Raw genomic sequence first — 16951 nt, forward strand, 5'->3', positions numbered from 1 at the left:
AGGACTTATCAAGTAAATTTGATTTTAGGCTACTGTCGCTAGTGACCTTGCTCAATTCTGCTAATTTTAGATGCCAAGGGGACTTTCAATTTTTTAAATATCAACGCAAGAAAGAGAAATAGGAAAAGGAAAAAAATTGCGAGGATATTTCCGAATTCTTGGATGTCAAAGCTCTGAACCTTTTTAAGTGAGACTCCAGCTTGGATCAATAGCGCTATGTTGAAGAAGGCACCCAGGGATATCGAGGCAAAGAAATACAAAATTGGGAGCCGAGTATAGCCAAAAGTGAAATTTAGCACTCCGAAGGGAAAGAGAGGACTTAGCCTTAAGAGAACCAAATAAAGAAATTTGCGCGCGCCTAAATCCGGATTGAACTGGATTAATTTTGATTGACGGCCAATTCTTGGAAATTTATGAGAGATAAAATTAAAACCATATCGCCCCGTCGCGTATCCAAGAGCGGCGCTGAAAAACGTTATGGAAAAAATTGATAAGATAGAAGGCCAAAATCCCAATAAATAACCACTGGCCACGTTGATGAGAGCGCAAAAAGGAAGGCTGAAATAAGAGCAAACGAGGTGCGCAGCCATTAAAAAAATAATTGTAAGGGCTGAATTCGATCCGGTAATCCGCGTGAGAACTTCCAAATGAGTGGTAACTTTCTGTTTGGTTTCTTCGGATATCAAGAACGAAAAGTGTCTCATGATAAAATAAAGGACCAGACTCAGCAAAAGGGCCTGGCAGACAGATTCCATATGTTTCTTCTTAATGACCATAAACAAAGTCTTGTTCCTTTTCTAGATTGCACAGCCGTCTACTACGGCTTTTGGCTGCCATTGGCCTCGGTCCAATTGCCAGGGAGAGGTGGCAACTCTTGGCAAGCATTGCAAAGGAACGTCACGCTTTCAACTCTTGATTTGAAAGAATCACAAAAATATTCAAGATTTCAGAGAGAAGTTGCCGATGAACTCCGATCTCGCCGAAGATAGATCCTGTTTTCATCCGATCGGTTCGTTGAGTGGAAATATCGGCCTTTTCTCCGATAAGAGATTTTGAAGGGGCTAGATCTGTTCAGATAATTTGACAAGGTCCCTAACAAAAGTATAAACCCTAAGAGATTTCTATGACAAAACTTTCGAAAAAAATAGAGGAAAATGGACGACGACCCCGACGGAAAAACTGAAGTGAAATCTCATAGCCAAGTTTGGGGTTAGGTCCAGTCGTGACTCATCCGCATCTTCGCTTTGAGCTTCGAGGCGGATGTGATGCGAGTATCGTTTGTTTCGTATAACTTTCCGATAAAATCTGATTTCGATCCGGTGGGAGCACTTTTGGGGTGGTTTTTGCTGGCCAAGCAACGGAGGGCATTATGGAGTTGAACCCTGGTGAATTGGATTTCGGTAATATTAATGGTCTTCGCGAGCAGTGGGCAGAATTTGATTCTGAATTGCGGAAAGAGATCTTTTCAAAACTTTCGCGTCCTGATGCTGAGGAGCTATTTTTAAACCTCTCCGTTGACGATCAGTTGGAATTAATAGAAAAGCAGTCTTTGCTTGAGAAACGTTCCTGGCTTCGGCTTTTAGCTCTAGACGATGCGGCTGATTTAATTCAAAAATTCTCAAAAGATCAGCAGGCCGAAGCTCTCAACGTATTAGATAGTCATACTCGGAGGGAAGTCATGGGACTTCTTGCCTACGAAGAAGACAATGCTGGGGGATTAATGAATCCTCAGTATATTCGACTTCGACCCGATATGACGATTGACGAAGCAACTCAGTATCTTCGCGCTCAGGCTCGCACGCCCGTGGAAATCATCTATTACGCCTATGTTTTGGATTCCGAACAGAGGCTGAAAGGGATAGTGTCCTTTCGTGATCTCTTGATGGCTCCGCGTGAGAAGCTCATTAAAGATATCATGACATCAGAATTGGTCACTGTATCCGAAGAGATGGATCGAGAGGAAGTGTCTCGAGTGTTCACCCAGACTAACTTTGTGGCTATTCCCGTTGTCGATAGGAATCAGCGAATGAAGGGCATTGTCACATACGATGACAATGCGACGGTTGTTCAGATTGAGGCGACCGAAGATATTCAAAAACTTGGAGGTATGGAGGCTCTGGATGCTCCCTATTTCAAGGTGAATTTTTTGAGTATGATTAAAAAGAGGGCGGGGTGGTTAACCATCCTCTTTATCGGAGAGATGTTCACGGCCACTGCAATGGGGTATTACGAAGATCAAATTCAAAAAGCGGTTATTTTGGCCTTATTTATTCCCTTGATTATCAGTTCAGGAGGAAATTCTGGATCTCAGGCTTCGACTCTTATTATCCGAGCATTGGCATTGAGAGAAATTCGGCTGAGGGATTGGTGGAGGGTGTTGATACGAGAGATTGCTTCAGGATTGACTTTGGGGGCAATCTTGGGAGTGATCGGGCTTTTGAGGATCACCCTTTGGCAGCATTGGAGCCCCATTTATGGAGAACATTATCTGCTTGTTGCATTTGCAGTTTCTTCAAGTCTGGTAGGTGTGGTGCTCTGGGGCACAACGGCGGGATCTATGCTTCCTTTTCTTTTAAAGAGGTTGGGTTTTGATCCTGCCAGTGCTTCGGCCCCCTTTGTAGCGACCCTCGTGGATGTGACGGGTCTCGTGATCTACTTTACCCTTGCGAGTCTCATCTTAAGCAACACACTTCTTTGACGTGGCTGCGTTGGAAAATGAATGGATCGATAGTTCCGAGCACGTGTCTTGCAGAGGGAGTACCCTCGGATCATAAGCGTAAATATCTAGGATTTAGGACAATGTCTGCAAATGGGGCGAGGAGACTTAAAAATGGTTTGTGTTATTAAGCATTTGGCAATCCTTATTGCATGCTTTCCAGTCTTCAGCGCAGCTGGTGCAGGCTCTCGCTGTCAAAAGAGATTGGTGCACTCTCCCAAGTTGAAAGCATTGGATTCCATCTGGAGTGAAGCTGAAGCTAGAGAAATTACAACGGTTTATGAAAAAAGAAAAGCAATCTTAGCCTCTGGTGAAGATCTGAGGTCGGTCTATCTGCAAGCGGTGGGTGTTGCCGAGGCCAACACAAAATTGCGGGCTGAGGCCATTGCAGATGAAATTGCTAAGGGGGGCATTGCGAGTTTTGGAGGAGTTGACGCTTTGGTTGTAGGTGCCGGCTCTCAAGCATTAAATTTTGTCGGAGGGGCAGTTGACGCTTTGCGAGCAGTAAGGAAACATGTGCCCGGAACCACTGGCGGACCGTATTCAATTCATATAAAGCCAGAATTTCCCAAAGTCTTGGTGGCAAGTCCGGATGGGGTGGCACCGGCATTGAGGCTTTCGCCATCTGCTTCACAGACTCCAGTTATTTGGCGGAGAAGTTCCTTAGGAAAGATTGAGATTGGCAATGATCCGTTTCCATTTCCAGGGTCATCTTTCAGAACCGCTGATTTACTCGGTTTAAGTGAAAAAGCAGCTAGATCTGACGTGCTCCCTCGTTCGGGCTTCAGATCGTCAGGAGTGTACGAGTCGCGAGGTCCTAAATTACCTGAACTTAAGCCGTGGCATGAAGTGTTTAGGAGTGACTACCATTCTGATAACGGGAAACTATCGGGATCTGATGGGGGATTGCTCTTTTTTGATAATCAGCGGCAATATGAGCAATCGCTACTCACCCTGGCTGAATCGGGCGTGCCACTTTTGGATCATACAACGGTCACTTCTATTTCATGGGATTTTAATTCCCAGACGGCTCAGGTGGTGACAGGCCAAGGTCTTACAATTCAGGCTCGGTCTATTGTTTTGGAGACGGGATTGAGAGTTTCCATAATCCCAATTCAGGATGTGAAAAGCCTTAGACTTTTCGATCGTCAATCAACAGATTTTAGAACTGGACAGATTCCGTTGTCCTTCGGAACCGACTCTGATGTTTATCTAGCAGCTCAACAAGAGGGGAGATCCTTTCTTGATAGGATTCGAAGAGAAAGAACATTGATCATAGGCCATGGAAATGAAAGCCGAGATTTGATTGAATATATTTTGGGTCTTGATCCGAGAAAACCAGAAAGTGCGGGCTTGGCGAATTTGACTCAGTACAAAGGTTCCATCGTTTGGGCTGGGCAAGTATTTGAAAACGAGGGCGAATTTCTAGATGAGCTTCGCTGTTCTCCTGGTTTCTTGATGGTTAGGGGCGAGCATATAATTTACTCACGTTACTCGAGGTTGGCGGGCGCAATTGAGATAGACAAGTTACAGCCGATTTATCCCAACGTAGAGAGGGTCAGTCAGCAGTTAATTGGCGGATACAGTGTTAAGTTCTCTGACGGATCAACTGGAGATTTCGACAATGTTTTTGTTTCGGCAGGGTCTCAAGATCGAACTCCGGATGTCCTCAGAACTATTTCACACGGCGCAAGACTTGTTCCAGTGATGGGATGGATTTCTTCGGAGTCTGAAAGTGAAAACCACGGAGAGGCAATTCCAGTCGCCGCTCAGGTCGAAGTACCGGTCAATGGGGGGGACCAGTTCCAGTCATTGCCTATTTACTTGGTCGGTGAGGCCATGGTTCCTCACATTCTTCCTAAATTAATAGGAAAAAAGGAAATAGTCGGCCCGTACCCCGACAGTTTTGTCGACCCCAACAGTTATTCGCTTGCAAACCTCGCTTTTCGTAGTTGGCAGTTTGGAAGTAGATGGAGTCTCCAATTAAACCAACCAAGTTCTCCCTGAGCTGAAGAAATCAGGATATTTTTGAAATATCTCCCCAAAGTGATCTTGAACAATCAGTCCTTTTGTTAGAGAAGAGGGAGTGGCTTAAGAGGGGTAAAATGAGGTCTTTGGATATTTCCTTTATTAACTAAAGGACGAGTCGGCTCGTGAGAGTTCTTCATATTGGTAACGAAAGTTCATGGCGTGGGGGAGAGAATCAAATTCGACTTTTGATTCGGGGCCTCAATTCAGTCGGAGTTGAGAACTATGTCGCCTATCCGGCAGGAACGCCAGGGTACGAGCGTCTGAAATTATTAGCGCATCGTGCTATGGCACTTCCATCAAAAAATCCACTTAACCTTAACTCTATTCTTCATCTGGTTATGTTTTGCAGGAACAACAAGATTGATCTTATTGATGCTCATTCTTCAGGCGGTCATTCGTTGGCAATATGGGTCAGGAGGTTTGCTCCCCAGTTGAAGCTGGTAGTCCATAGACGGGTGGACAATAGAATCAAAAGGAATTTCTTCTCTGGTCGCAAATACAGAAACCAATTGGTGGACGAATACATAGCTGTTTCCGAATGCATTCGAAACATCCTAGTTGATTACGGAGTGAGGGAAGAAAAAATTCATGTCATCCGTGATGGTGTTGACCCATCTCCCTATGAAAAAATTGAGAAGAAAAAAGCACGCCAAAGTCTTTTGAACGCTCTTAAAATGGAATCTGAGTCTGACATCTTTCTCATAGGAAATGCTTCGGCCTTGACCCATCAAAAAGGGACAGACACCTTATTGAGGGCCGTGAAACACTTGAAAGAAGAGGGCCTTCTTTTTCATTGTGTCATCGCTGGGGACGGCGCTTTAAGGAATCAGCTTGAGGAAATGGCACAAGAATTGGGGGTCGATGATCGGGTGACGTTTCTTGGTTTTATTGATTATGTTCCTGAATTTCTGTCTGGTCTTGATTTGTTAGTTATGCCCTCAAACAATGAGGGACTCGGTAGTCTTCTCCTAGAGGGCTTACTGGCCGGCTGTTTTGTTGTGGCCACTTCAGTCGGGGGGATACCCGAAATAATTCGGGACAGCGACCTAGGATTGCTTTCTCCCAAAGGTGATGCTCAGGCCCTCGCTCGAAATATCATGAGGGCAAATTCTCGTAGACAGTCCATCAGTTCTGGACGAAGCTATGTGGTAGAGAATTTCGATTGTCGAAAAATGGCTCTTGAGACTCACTCAATTTATTTGAATCTCCTTGGTAGTCGAGTTTAATATGGCCACAATTTCAGCAGTGATCATTACAAAGAATGAAGAGAAAAATATCTTTCGTTGCCTTGATTCTTTGCAGGGCCTCGTAGAGGAAATTATTGTTGTTGATTCATTCAGTGTGGACGGTACACCACAAATTTGTCGCGCCTTTTCCCGATATTCAATTTGTTCAGACGGAATGGCGGGGATATGGAGAGACAAAGAACTTCGGAAACAGTTTGGCTCAGTCAGATTATATTTTATCCCTTGATGCTGATGAAGAATTGTCATCCGAATTGCGTCAGGAAATCCTCCATTTAAAGCCAAATCTATCGGGTGTTTTTTCCTTGAATAGGTTGACAAATTATTGCGGAACTTGGATTCACCATTCTTCGTGGTTTCCTGATTACCAAATGAGGCTTTTCCCTCGAAAATTGGGTCAATGGAACAAATCTTTTGTTCACGAGCATCTCGTTTTTTCCGAACCCCTTCAAATAAACAAGCTCAAGGGGCTACTGTTTCATTATTCAATCCCTTCGCTTGAACAGCACATTCTGACAGTAAATCGCTATACATCTCTCGCAGCTGAAAGGTTAGTCGAAGCCAATGGAAGTTTCTTTCTTTTTAAAGCTGCGACTCGTCCAATGTTTCATTTTTTGAAATGTTACTTTCTTAGATTTGGTTTCTTAGATGGATTTCATGGATTTTGTATTGCTGGAATTTCTTCGTTTTATGTTTTCTGAAGTACATAAAGGCATTTCAGATGAAGAGAGAAAGAGGCTCTTGAGTGTAGCCATATCTTTTATCACAAATGGGAGTGAGAGTGGGGGAAGCGGAAGACTCTGGAAACAGTTTTGATCCTAAAGCCGGAGATCGGGTCTCTCCAACGTTTTGCGTTTTGCCTTGGGTTCATCGTTTTACAAATATCGGCGGCGAAGTGCAGGTTTGTTGCGTGAGTGAGGAGTACGACAACAACAATAGGGACGAGAATAATCTCAAGATCAATGTAAACAGGATTCAGGATGACGAGATTCTTATGAATACTGAATTCATGAGAAACCTTCGTGTTCAGCTCATGAAAGGAGAATGGCCCACATTTTGTGAGAGATGCAAGCAAACAGAGAATGGAGGGGGTATTAGTCGTCGTCAAATTGAGAACTTTTCAAATTCGAAGTTTATCACCCGAATGATCAATGATACCCAGCCCGATGGAAAGACCAAAGTCAAAATTAGATCTGTTGATTTTCGCTTGGGTAACACGTGTAACCTGGCCTGTCGCATGTGCAATCCTCGTTCTTCCTCTAAGTGGATTAAGGACTGGTCAAAAGTTGATCAGAATTGGTTTGGTAAATCTGATGAGGAATTGGAATCTTTTCGCCGCTTCAAATATTATGAAAATCCAGAAGTTTGGGTGCACTTTAAAAGACAAATACCTTCTTTGCGGCATCTTCATTTTGCGGGCGGCGAACCAATGGTCGTTCGACAGATGCTTGAGGCAATGAAGATGTGTGTCAGCGAAGGATACTCGCGCAGCATTTCGGTTTCTTATAACACAAACGTGACGACGATACCGGACGAAGTCAAAGAACTCTGGCCAAAATTTCATCGAGTGCGTGTCTATGCCAGCATCGATGCGTTCGGTAGGTTAAATGATTACATCAGACATCCATCAAATTGGGAAACAATCAGCAGAAATCTGAGCGACTTGGAAGAAAATTATGATAAATATCGAATGGGCCATATTATGGTAGCATGTACCGCTCAGACCTATAACATCACGCAGGTGCATCACCTATTTAAATATTTGGGGGACAATTTCGAGCGCGTGATGCCAATTCCTCAGTTGTTCAATCTTTATCACCCCTTTCACTATCGAACTCAGATACTTCCTCCGCACCTCAAATCCTTGGCTAAAAATAATTTGCTGGAGGCAAAATCAAAAGCTGAAAGACTGATGCAAGATCGGCCAACGATGAGGAAATTTCTTTACTATTTGAACTCAGTGGATGAGGCCATTCATTTTATGGAGATGGAGGATCGACAAGATTTGTTGCCAGAATTTCTGCGTGCAGCGTTATCAAAGGATAAATTTCGCAAGGAAAACCTGTTTTCCTTGCTGCCTGAATTCGAGTTATTGCGGACAAAACAGCCCTCTCAGAGGGAACAGAATTCTTCCGCCCCTTCTTCATGCTTCTGATGTAGCTGTCCTCTCCATTTTTGGTGAGAGGCTATTTTTCAGAACTAACGAATAATCAGAAATACATTGGAGGCCTCTGCAGATCCTCCGCAATCGAGCTGGCGCACACGTACGGTCGTTGGCACTCCAGATTGAAAATTTCCAGATACGTCAATGTAAGGGACGAGAGCTGTTCCCCCACTTGCGTAAGATTGGAAATCATTAACTGGCTGGTTGTTTACCAGTATCGGTCCAACCGTCGTTCTGCTGTTATTGGTCCAGGGTTGTGAGTCCGTCGTTCCGCGGGCGAGTCGTTGTGGATTCAAGCCTTGCGAGGTGAGTTCAACGAGAAAGAAGTTGTCTATTTTTAGTTTAGACATAGATCCATCTGCAGAAGCCGTGCTCGATAGGGAAACAATTCGAGGTCCATTGACCAAAAAATTCAGCTGACTCTCGCCCAGGACAAATGGATGAGAAGGTGTGGCCGAGCTTGAATTGTGGTCACGAGACAGAACATCCATGGCACGAGGCTCACCGGCAGATCCAGACGAATGATGATTGACGGCACTGATGATCATTTTGTAATAGCACTTACCAGTTTCTGCTAAGGAGGGAATGACAATTTGATTTGCTGTGGTGTCAAGCTCCACAAATTCTCGGCATTCGGTAAACGCCGTATTTCGACAGATTCCGTCCACGATGCTTTGCCCCGGAGGGCATGCTATATTTAAGCTTACTGTTTCTGATTGAGACTCATGGCCAAGCTTGTCAATGGCCTTTATGTAAAATTGGTAAGTGCCTGGAACTAGATCGACGTACTCGATACTAGTGAGATTGGTGCAGTCGGTAGAGGCCAGATCTGTCGTCTGAAATGCTTTGTAACAAGTGGCATTCTGCAATCCAGATCCGATGTCTGAAACCCGAAATTGAACATTTATTTTCTTGAGCTCATCTGATTTGGCCGAACTGACAATGTTAATAACAGGTGCTGAGGCATCAACAGTAAATGGAAAATCGGGAGCCTTTTGTTCAAGACCATTTCGATATGCCGAAACGCGAGCGACGTATTTACTCCCGTCAGCCAGCGCGCAATTTGGAAGCGCTGCTACTAGCGAAGCTTCTCCGACGACAGCGAGAGGCCCACAAATCGTATGAGACAAATCGTTGGTAAAAACGGTTGCTTGATAGGATTGAGCACCTTCGGATTTGGTCCAAGTTATGATTGGTGAAGCGATCTCTGAGAGATAATTATCAATTTTTGTGTCAATTCCTCCAGTGATACCCAGTACGGCGAAAATGCTTGAAGGCTGTGTGTCGACCATAAATTGATATTCGGAGACCGATGATTCCCAGCCGACCTTGTCGATCGCTTTCACTCTGAAAGTGTGGTTGCCGTCACCTAGGTTTTGTAGAAGCGCCGGAGATGAGCAATTCGAGATTTCAACATTGTCAAGTGAGCAGTAGAAGCCCAGAATGCCTGCGCCACCCCTATCATCTCCTTGAAAAGAGACGGCACCTGCTTTTACCGTCAATGGTGAAGCCAGGAGAGGAGCAACTATTTGTACTGTTGGTGGCGTGAGATCAATAGTCCAAGAATAAAGAGCCAAGGCGGATCTGTTTCCGGCTTTATCAGTCACGTAGAAGGATAATCCATGCGAACCTTCGGCCAAATTTTGGATTTCTGTTAGGGTATTGCACTCAGCGAATTCGGACGAGCCAGGATTCTGGCAATAGATTTTGTCAATCCCGCTGACTTCATCAGTCGTGTGAAATAGGAAGCTGGCCATAGCCGTATTTTCCAGGTTTCTGGGGCCGCTTGAAACCTGAACGACCGGAACTTCTCGATCCAATACAATACTGGCACTGATACATAAGGAAATGATTCCAGTGTCTCCCTTGAGAATGAGATGAACTTGGCTGTTGCCATCGTTATCGGCCAGTGACCAACTAACTTCTGGGGTGAAATCCTGCCACGAGGCTTTGTCTGGATCTGGGCAGTGCCCATTTTCCAGAGCCATAGTGGTTGCTCCCTGTGCCATGATCTCAAGAAGTACCTGTTGGCTGTTCGTAAATTCCGCGCTCTTATTGATAGTGAGAGCCCCTTTAGGGGTGATGTTACCAAGGTTTGCATTAACGGGATTGTAGCTTAAAGGAAGGCTTTGAAAATTAACGTCACCACAGTTCTGAAACAGAAACGGAAGAAGGCCTAGAAATGCGGCAACGGCAAGCTTTTTTCCAAATCCAAATATAGTTGAAATTTCTCTTTGAAATATTCCTCACGTGACCACCCCCACTTCCACGTGATTAATGCAATGCCCATTCCGATAAAGCTCGTATTATCAGTTTACTACAAGTCAAAAAATCTTTGTAGTTTCAATAAGTTGGCATACTCTTGCAAAGCATCAAAGCGATCCGTTTCGCTTTGGTATGGACAACTTTTAACTCCTGTCTAAAAGCTCGACTTTGATGGATCGTTCAAATTTGATACTTGATGCGGAGTAACTGCTTGGGCTTTTTTGGGTCTACTGCGAATCCAAAGGTAAATTGTCAATCCGACGATGCCGCCCACGAGAGTGCTAATGCTCTGAGCCAAGATGAGTTTGTTCATGACCCATGTGATAGCTCCGTCGCAGCTAACGCCAATTGGGACCGGCGGACTGGCATACCAAGAAAGAAACTTGGGGGACAGCCAACTGCTTAAGCAACTAAATAGAAAACTCATCGAGAATACCCAGATCATCGGTTTTGCCATAGTGTCAGTAATATTTGTGATCTTTCATGAAAAGGGAATGAAAAAATGGAGGGAGTGAAATGATTTTAGTGAAATTTTTGTCGAACTTGCTGGGCTGGAAGAAATCGCTTGTGGTTCGAGAGAAGCTGATCGGCCTCTCTCTGAAGAGGAGGATCGAATCGCCCGCTACAAGGTTTAAAGGTCGGCCTCTTCGGCCCTAGATGTCATTGTTCCTGTCGCTGATAATTCAAAGGCTGTTGGACATTCTAAGATTTGTCAGTAGCAGTTACGACAGAAGATTCAGATTTTTCTGCTCAGGCATTTGATTCAAATGAAGACGGATTTATTTTATTGATTTTTCAAGTTTAAGAAGGACTTCCATTTGCGCCTGTTGAATCTTAAATAAGGAGCTCATTTGTTCTGAGATGAGAAGATCCAATTTACGGTGTAGATTTCTAACTTCCATTTCGGCTTTTAAATTAATCATATAGTCACTCCGAGCTCGTCTCCGATCCTTTTCTTCCTGTCGATTTTGGCTCATCATGATGACGGGCGCCTGGATGGCCGCAAGACACGAGAGAATTAAGTTAAGGAGGATAAATGGATATGGATCAAAAGGCTGACTTTTCAAAAAGACAATGTTAAGAAGGATCCATCCTGATATAGCGATAAAAAAAATAATTATGAATATCCAGCTGCCACCAAAATCGGCCACTTTGTCAGCCAGCATCTGTCCAAAGCTCAATTCTGAGTCATGTTCAATTTCAAGAAGTCTCGATGAAAGCAACTGTTCTTCCTTGATTGCATCGGTAACCAAATCGGCTAATCGGTGCAAGTGGAGGCTTTCCTGCTCAATCATATCTCTTAGGTCCATGAGTTCCTCTATGTTTGAATACGGCTATTGCCCTGCTTATTGTTTGTACTATTTAAGAAATTTCCAGTCTCATTTATGATTTCTAAAGCAATTCCTATTTGCAGAGCAGACCTTTTGGATTTCGTCTAATATGGCGTTTTCCATAATCTTGTTTCCCAAGTCATTAAAATGACAACAACTGTCAATGTAGAGATCCTGTTGTTCGTTTTTGAATATCCACATGAGATTCCTAACAGGCAGTCCAGATTTGGCCAATTCATCAGCCGTATCGCTCAACATTTTCATTCGTGGATTGAGAAAGGCCGCCCATGCCGGATTGATGAAATTTTCAATTTCCCTGTATGAAAGTGATTTGGATCCCTCTAGGTATTGGTTAGGTTGGACAAATGAGATGTAGGGGAGGTTTCTGCTTTTTGCGACCATTGCCGATAGGGATTGATACTTCTTCCAGACAGCAAGGTTCTTTCTTCCGATGGATTCCACATCATCTGGAGGTCTCATTAGCTTCCGCCCCTCATTGAGCTTATCTCGATTCAATCTCTCGAGGCGACTAAAACTATTAACAAGAATAGTCCTTAAGTTCGACCAGAAAAAATAAAAGGCCCGACTACTTGATAGATACTCGAAGCGCTGGGGCAAAAAATTGATGAACTGGTATAAATATCGAACTGAGGCTTGAGCAGTAAATAGGCCATAATTAAATGAATTTTCAGAAAAGTAACGGTTCCAAAAAATGGGATATTCAAGTGGAGAATAAAAATCGTCGTCATGGCTCATCAGCTCATTGAACCCATCAATATTAATGACAAGATCTACTTGGTCAATAAGGTAGCTCAGTATAAAGAATTGCTGCGGCTGCTTATATCCCCCGGTTGCTAGGTTTAGGAGTCTAACGTCCAGATTTCTCAAGCCTGAAATTCTTTGCTTTAATATTTCCTCAAAATGTGTCCAATCGCCAAATATTTCTGCGACTGAGCCGCCCAATAGAAGAATTCTAAACTCATTAGCAGGATGATGTTCTCTTGCATCTCCAATGAGAGACAAGTTCTTTTCACGCATAAATCCAAACAAAGGATGAGGTTTCATGTCCTGGGCCCATTGGAGGATTTCCAATTGACTGTCGAATCTGTAAGTTCTTGTTTGAAAAACAGTCTGCGGGATTCCTAAGTATTTGGAGACTATTCGAGCAACTCCTTCAGAGACTCCTAGAGTCATGACCAGGATCAATGCAGAAAGGAAAATTGAACGCACCATTTTCTCGATCCTAGCAAAGCAATTAGAATTTATGAAAGGGAAAATGTTGGCAAGGACCAGGCTAGTTTTCGAGAGCCCCAGCATTGATCCAGTCTCTTAGTGCGTCGAGTTGGCTTGTATTCAATACGGTGCCATTCAGAGGCATAGCCTGAGAGAAACACTGTGTGTAAAGCTGACTTGCTTGGGCATCTCCGGCGGTGATCTTTCCGGTACTGATTGTGGTGCCATAATTTGAATAATCAGTTTGAGCTCTTCTCCCACCGGGCTGATGGCAAGAGAGGCATTTTGGAGCCAGAATGTTTTCGTGAATATACGAAAAAGTGGCCTTTACGGATGGATCACTTTGATCATCTATGCTACCCAATTGTCGACTCCACTCGGTAATAGCGGATCTAAGATCGTTGGAAAGATTGACGGGGATTCCCGAATGCCCACCAGAAATTTTTTTGACCAATTTCGATTGATCAGGGGAAGTAAGATTCACCAATTGGGAATTCAGAAGCAGGCTGTGTGACGACCCAGGATCGCTGACGGCAAAGAGGGGACTTTGTTGTGCTCCATGGCAGGCGGCACAATTGCTGGAGACTAAAGGATAAAGAGTTTGCTTGTATATGGCGAGCGAGGATTGACTGGTTTGGCTGGAACTCTTTTCATTGTGAACTGGTGAGCAGCTTTGGTACAAAGATGAAAAACCCAAGATGACCAAAAGAAAGAGTGCTATCAATTTTAATGTTCCGCCTAAGTGTTTCACTCCGACTCCAATAAGCGATGCCGATTCGACAAAGGCAATCGCCACATCAAGGCTTATCGGACATCAGGGCTCAACCCTAAAGTTCGCTCCCATCAAGGGGGTGCAATGGCTTGGGTTATCCAAAAAATTGTTGAGTTTTTAGCCAGTCGTTGGATTTTATCAAATAGGGTCAAATTTAGCCTCATTTAGACGGATTCCGATCGGCATATCCGTTGCAATTGAAGCGGAGATCATTGGGAGAATGGTAAATGTTCTTGATTGACTTTCTAATTGTTAGAACGCCATTAAAGCCAAAATTTGGCTCGTTAAACTCAATTTTCCAGATATCTCTGGTAGTGCTTTTGTTTTCTACGGTGGCTTGCAGTCCCGACCTGAAAAGCTCTTCCTCAGTTAATCCTGGCGAATCAGGGAATTCTTTAATGCCATCGAGTGGGTTGAAGCTTGAAAATGCCCTTGATAAACTTCCGAAGAATCAACAGTCACTTGATGTGATTTGCGCAAAATCAGGATCTGACAAGTTTCGAAAGGCCTTCTGTCAACCTAATCGTCCGCAGATCAAAGGCCTTAGAGACCTTTACTCAATCTTAGGGATTTCAATTAATGATACCAACTTTTCTTGTACCACGAACTCAGTTTCATTGGTGCGAAATGATGTGAGTGTTCTCAATCCGCGATGTATTGGTTTTACTCGATTTCAACAAGATGCTGAGGCATTGGCTATCGGATACCAGAGAGGGGAGTTAACCTTGGTTGAAATCATTGCCAAAGATCCACAAAGCAAGGAATTAGCATTCTATCTACTCGACTATGATATTCCTTGTGAAAAGAAGCCAGGTGGCTGTCAACCAGGGGAATACTTTGTCGAATCGTCCGAAGCAGGATGGGTGAATCTCTCTTTCTATGAGGATGTTTCTCTTGCGAACACGGCATTTGATTGTACAAATTGTCATCAGCCTGGAGGTCACGGGACAGAAAAGAAATTGAGAATGGCAGAAGCAAGTCTACCGTGGACTCACTGGATGAGCTCCGACACTGATTGTGGTAAATCTTTGACGGAAGAATTTGAGGCTGCCCATAGTGGTGAAGGGTTCTATGCGGGAATACCGCTACAGCGCTTTCCTCGAATGAAGGCGGAAAATTTGGAATTTTTCGTTAATAACAATGGATTTAAAGGGAGAACTCACGGAAACGACTTTTACAATTCATTTCAAATTGAATCAGAAAATACTGAAAATCCCGACGTCCTAAGCCCCACTTGGTTTGAGGAATATGAACGAAGAAATTTATTCCTGGGTTTGGATTCCTTTGGAGGAGTTTCAATGCCCTATTCCAAGTGCAAACAAAGCGATCCCGATCGTCTCAATAGCTTCACAAAAAAATATCGAGCAGCAGTCTCAGGCCAGGCCACTCTGGCTAGCGTTCCCTTTCTGAGTAAAGTCAACAAGGATTCTGAGATTGATTTGCGTGAGCGGGGCCTATTAGCTGCGCAAAACTTAGATGATAAACAGCTTTTGGAGAGAGCTTGCCTGCCCTGTCATAACTCAAAAGTTGATTCGTCTATTAGTAGAGCAAAATTTAATGCGGAGCTACTTGGATTAAACTCTATAGCAACAATTGATCGGGCAATTGAGCGTATCAGAATGTCGAACGATGATCTGGAAAAGATGCCTCCCAAACTTTTTTTGAATTTAATAGATACAGAAAAACAGCGGCTCATTACCTACTTGGCCTCACTGAAGAAAAGGGGGAATTGATCAACGGGTCGCTCTTATCTATCTGAACTGAAAACAGGTGCGTTTGCTCAGTAGTTTATTGGAAGATTATAATTATTAATTGAGCAATTGCATGCTTGAAGATTCAAGCGACAGTTGACGAAGGAGAGTAAAATGTTTGTTCGAACGATAAAAACAGTTGTGGTAACGGCAGGCCTGATGACGGTCAGCATTGGCTGTTCAGAATTTCAGGCGTCAAAGTCAAAGTTGGAGAGTTTCCCATCAAACATATCTTCAGACAAGGGGAATATGAGCCAAACAGATATCGCTTTGTCAGCAGTGACCCAGTTGTTAGCGGATCTACAGCTCAGTCAAATTGACGGTCTTATGGCTTCCCGGGAAATGAGACAGCTAGCCTTTCAAGGAGAAAACGAAGGTTGGGGCGGAGCCGCCGCTGAGAATTCGTTCCAGGCAGCTCAGGGCTCCGGTGGCTGGGGCGGCAGCAATGGTGATGATCCCAATAAACCTAGGGACACATTTAAAATGGAGCGTGATTGTGATTTGGGTGGAAAGGTGTCGTCCACTTTTAAAGCGAAAAACATAAACACAAATGGACTCGCCGCCTTTGCAGAGGCTACAACCACTCCGATGGAGACTCAGACTTTTGAACTCACACAGGATTTTACGCAGTGTCGATTCTCTGATACATCTCATTCTATATACGTAGTGAATGGACAGTTGAAAATCCCAGTCCAGGCCACTTCTACCGGAGTTTTTACTGTGAAGAAAGCAGTATTTGGTTTGTCAAGTAAAGGCGGTGGCGAAGTTAGTGGACGGTTAAAGATCACATTGTCAGATACCGAAACAGTCAATTGTGAATTGCGAGTAGGTGCTGAGGCGGTAACGGCAACAGGAGAGGTCCAGAGGGCCCAAAGGAAAGGCATCATATCTTTGCAGTCGACATTTTCTGGTCAGGTGTGCGGAGCAGAAACGCAGACTGATTCTGTCTCTGCAAAAGTAATTTTTTAAATACAGTTGGAAGGGGAGGGTCCGCCCCTCCTTCCTTTAAAGCGGACTGGACTCGGCTGGCTTCAAAAAACTGATGTTCCTATGAAGGTCCTTGCCTTGGTCCTGTTTGGCTGCGCCAATAGCCACTGAATTGTTTAAACATTTTGAAGCAAGGGTCAGCATTTCAAACTGGCAAGGCTTCACATTGAGAAAAATGGGTGATTGTGTGTCAAACCAGCTCAATGTGAGAGGATTTTCCGGAATTGGTGAGCTTGGATTACCCCAATTTACTCAAATGAATATGCTGAGCCGGATCAGGGTTGGGACGAACAAACATCGAACGATATTGAGCCCACGAACATTTAGGGTAATGGACCCTGCTAATTCGGCTGGCCCCTATTTTCAAATGTCTGGCGTGGAATTTGTAACGACAAAATAGACGGAATAGAAGTCCTGGTGATTTTCATTGGGCTACTTCTTTCTTTCTTTCTTTCTT

14 protein-coding genes are annotated in these 16951 nt (G+C 44.0%); 9 read left to right on the forward strand and 5 right to left on the reverse strand.

What is annotated here, in order from left to right:
- Nucleotides 1–38 precede the first annotated feature (38 nt).
- Entirely contained in the window at nt 39–755 is a 717-nt protein-coding gene (locus IPJ71_18865) for a VTT domain-containing protein (GenBank protein ID MBK7845702.1), read from the reverse strand.
- On the opposite strand from IPJ71_18865, the gene IPJ71_18870 reads away from it, so the two are divergent.
- The 7 genes from IPJ71_18870 to IPJ71_18900 all read left to right on the forward strand — a co-directional run bounded on the left by IPJ71_18870 (nt 648) and on the right by IPJ71_18900 (nt 8146).
- On the forward strand, nt 648–989 hold the full coding sequence (locus IPJ71_18870) for a hypothetical protein (protein MBK7845703.1): 342 nt from the start codon (nt 648–650) through the stop codon (nt 987–989). The genes IPJ71_18865 and IPJ71_18870 overlap by 108 nt on opposite strands.
- Nucleotides 990–1369: 380 nt before the next feature.
- Nucleotides 1370–2698: a magnesium transporter gene (mgtE, locus tag IPJ71_18875; protein ID MBK7845704.1), complete on the forward strand. Its 1329-nt coding sequence runs from the start codon at nt 1370–1372 to the stop codon at nt 2696–2698.
- Nucleotides 2699–2830: 132 nt separating this feature from the next.
- Nucleotides 2831–4723, forward strand: a complete 1893-nt coding sequence (locus IPJ71_18880; protein ID MBK7845705.1) for a hypothetical protein — start codon at nt 2831–2833, stop codon at nt 4721–4723.
- A 146-nt stretch (nt 4724–4869) separates the two neighbouring features.
- Nucleotides 4870–5973, forward strand: a complete 1104-nt coding sequence (locus tag IPJ71_18885) for a glycosyltransferase family 4 protein (protein ID MBK7845706.1) — start codon at nt 4870–4872, stop codon at nt 5971–5973.
- A 1-nt stretch (nt 5974) separates the two neighbouring features.
- Nucleotides 5975–6220 (forward strand): glycosyltransferase, encoded by a 246-nt coding sequence (locus tag IPJ71_18890; protein ID MBK7845707.1) that lies wholly within the window; start codon nt 5975–5977, stop codon nt 6218–6220.
- On the forward strand, nt 6189–6692 hold the full coding sequence (locus IPJ71_18895) for a glycosyltransferase family 2 protein (protein MBK7845708.1): 504 nt from the start codon (nt 6189–6191) through the stop codon (nt 6690–6692). Before IPJ71_18890 ends, IPJ71_18895 begins: the two co-directional genes overlap by 32 nt.
- A gap of 80 nt (nt 6693–6772) precedes the next feature.
- Complete coding sequence (locus IPJ71_18900) at nt 6773–8146, forward strand: twitch domain-containing radical SAM protein (protein ID MBK7845709.1); 1374 nt, start codon at nt 6773–6775, stop codon at nt 8144–8146.
- 44 nt (nt 8147–8190) lie between these two features.
- On the opposite strand, the gene IPJ71_18905 is transcribed toward IPJ71_18900, so the two are convergent.
- The 4 genes from IPJ71_18905 to IPJ71_18920 all read right to left on the reverse strand — a co-directional run bounded on the left by IPJ71_18905 (nt 8191) and on the right by IPJ71_18920 (nt 13735).
- Nucleotides 8191–10143: a hypothetical protein gene (locus IPJ71_18905; GenBank protein ID MBK7845710.1), complete on the reverse strand. Its 1953-nt coding sequence runs from the start codon at nt 10141–10143 to the stop codon at nt 8191–8193.
- A gap of 1056 nt (nt 10144–11199) precedes the next feature.
- Nucleotides 11200–11730, reverse strand: coding sequence for a DUF1003 domain-containing protein (locus IPJ71_18910; GenBank protein ID MBK7845711.1), 531 nt, complete (start codon nt 11728–11730; stop codon nt 11200–11202).
- A 69-nt stretch (nt 11731–11799) separates the two neighbouring features.
- Nucleotides 11800–12984: a hypothetical protein gene (locus IPJ71_18915; protein MBK7845712.1), complete on the reverse strand. Its 1185-nt coding sequence runs from the start codon at nt 12982–12984 to the stop codon at nt 11800–11802.
- A gap of 61 nt (nt 12985–13045) precedes the next feature.
- The gene (locus IPJ71_18920; GenBank protein ID MBK7845713.1) at nt 13046–13735 is read right to left on the reverse strand and encodes a hypothetical protein; all 690 of its coding nucleotides are present in this window, start codon (nt 13733–13735) and stop codon (nt 13046–13048) included.
- Between the two features lie 248 nt (nt 13736–13983).
- On the opposite strand from IPJ71_18920, the gene IPJ71_18925 reads away from it, so the two are divergent.
- Nucleotides 13984–15489, forward strand: a complete 1506-nt coding sequence (locus tag IPJ71_18925) for a hypothetical protein (GenBank protein ID MBK7845714.1) — start codon at nt 13984–13986, stop codon at nt 15487–15489.
- A 132-nt stretch (nt 15490–15621) separates the two neighbouring features.
- Nucleotides 15622–16476 carry a hypothetical protein gene (locus tag IPJ71_18930; protein ID MBK7845715.1) on the forward strand — a complete coding sequence of 285 codons (855 nt, stop codon included), beginning with the start codon at nt 15622–15624 and terminating at the stop codon, nt 16474–16476.
- The last annotated feature ends 475 nt before the right edge of the window (nt 16477–16951 follow it).

This window comes from Bdellovibrionales bacterium (assembly GCA_016714165.1).
GTDB lineage: Bacteria > Bdellovibrionota > Bdellovibrionia > Bdellovibrionales > UBA1609 > JADJVA01.

Bases quoted from the DNA above. Each gene is read 5' to 3' on its own strand.
- IPJ71_18870 (MBK7845703.1), top strand. From the start codon at position 648: ATGAGTGGTAACTTTCTGTTTGGTTTCTTCGGATATCAAGAACGAAAA.
- IPJ71_18865 (MBK7845702.1), bottom strand. From the start codon at position 755: ATGGAATCTGTCTGCCAGGCCCTTTTGCTGAGTCTGGTCCTTTATTTT.
- mgtE (MBK7845704.1), top strand. From the start codon at position 1,370: ATGGAGTTGAACCCTGGTGAATTGGATTTCGGTAATATTAATGGTCTT.
- IPJ71_18880 (MBK7845705.1), top strand. From the start codon at position 2,831: ATGGTTTGTGTTATTAAGCATTTGGCAATCCTTATTGCATGCTTTCCA.
- IPJ71_18890 (MBK7845707.1), top strand. From the start codon at position 5,975: ATGGCCACAATTTCAGCAGTGATCATTACAAAGAATGAAGAGAAAAAT.
- IPJ71_18905 (MBK7845710.1), bottom strand. From the start codon at position 10,143: ATGGCTCTGGAAAATGGGCACTGCCCAGATCCAGACAAAGCCTCGTGG.
- IPJ71_18910 (MBK7845711.1), bottom strand. From the start codon at position 11,730: ATGGACCTAAGAGATATGATTGAGCAGGAAAGCCTCCACTTGCACCGA.
- IPJ71_18915 (MBK7845712.1), bottom strand. From the start codon at position 12,984: ATGGTGCGTTCAATTTTCCTTTCTGCATTGATCCTGGTCATGACTCTA.
- IPJ71_18925 (MBK7845714.1), top strand. From the start codon at position 13,984: ATGTTCTTGATTGACTTTCTAATTGTTAGAACGCCATTAAAGCCAAAA.
- IPJ71_18930 (MBK7845715.1), top strand. From the start codon at position 15,622: ATGTTTGTTCGAACGATAAAAACAGTTGTGGTAACGGCAGGCCTGATG.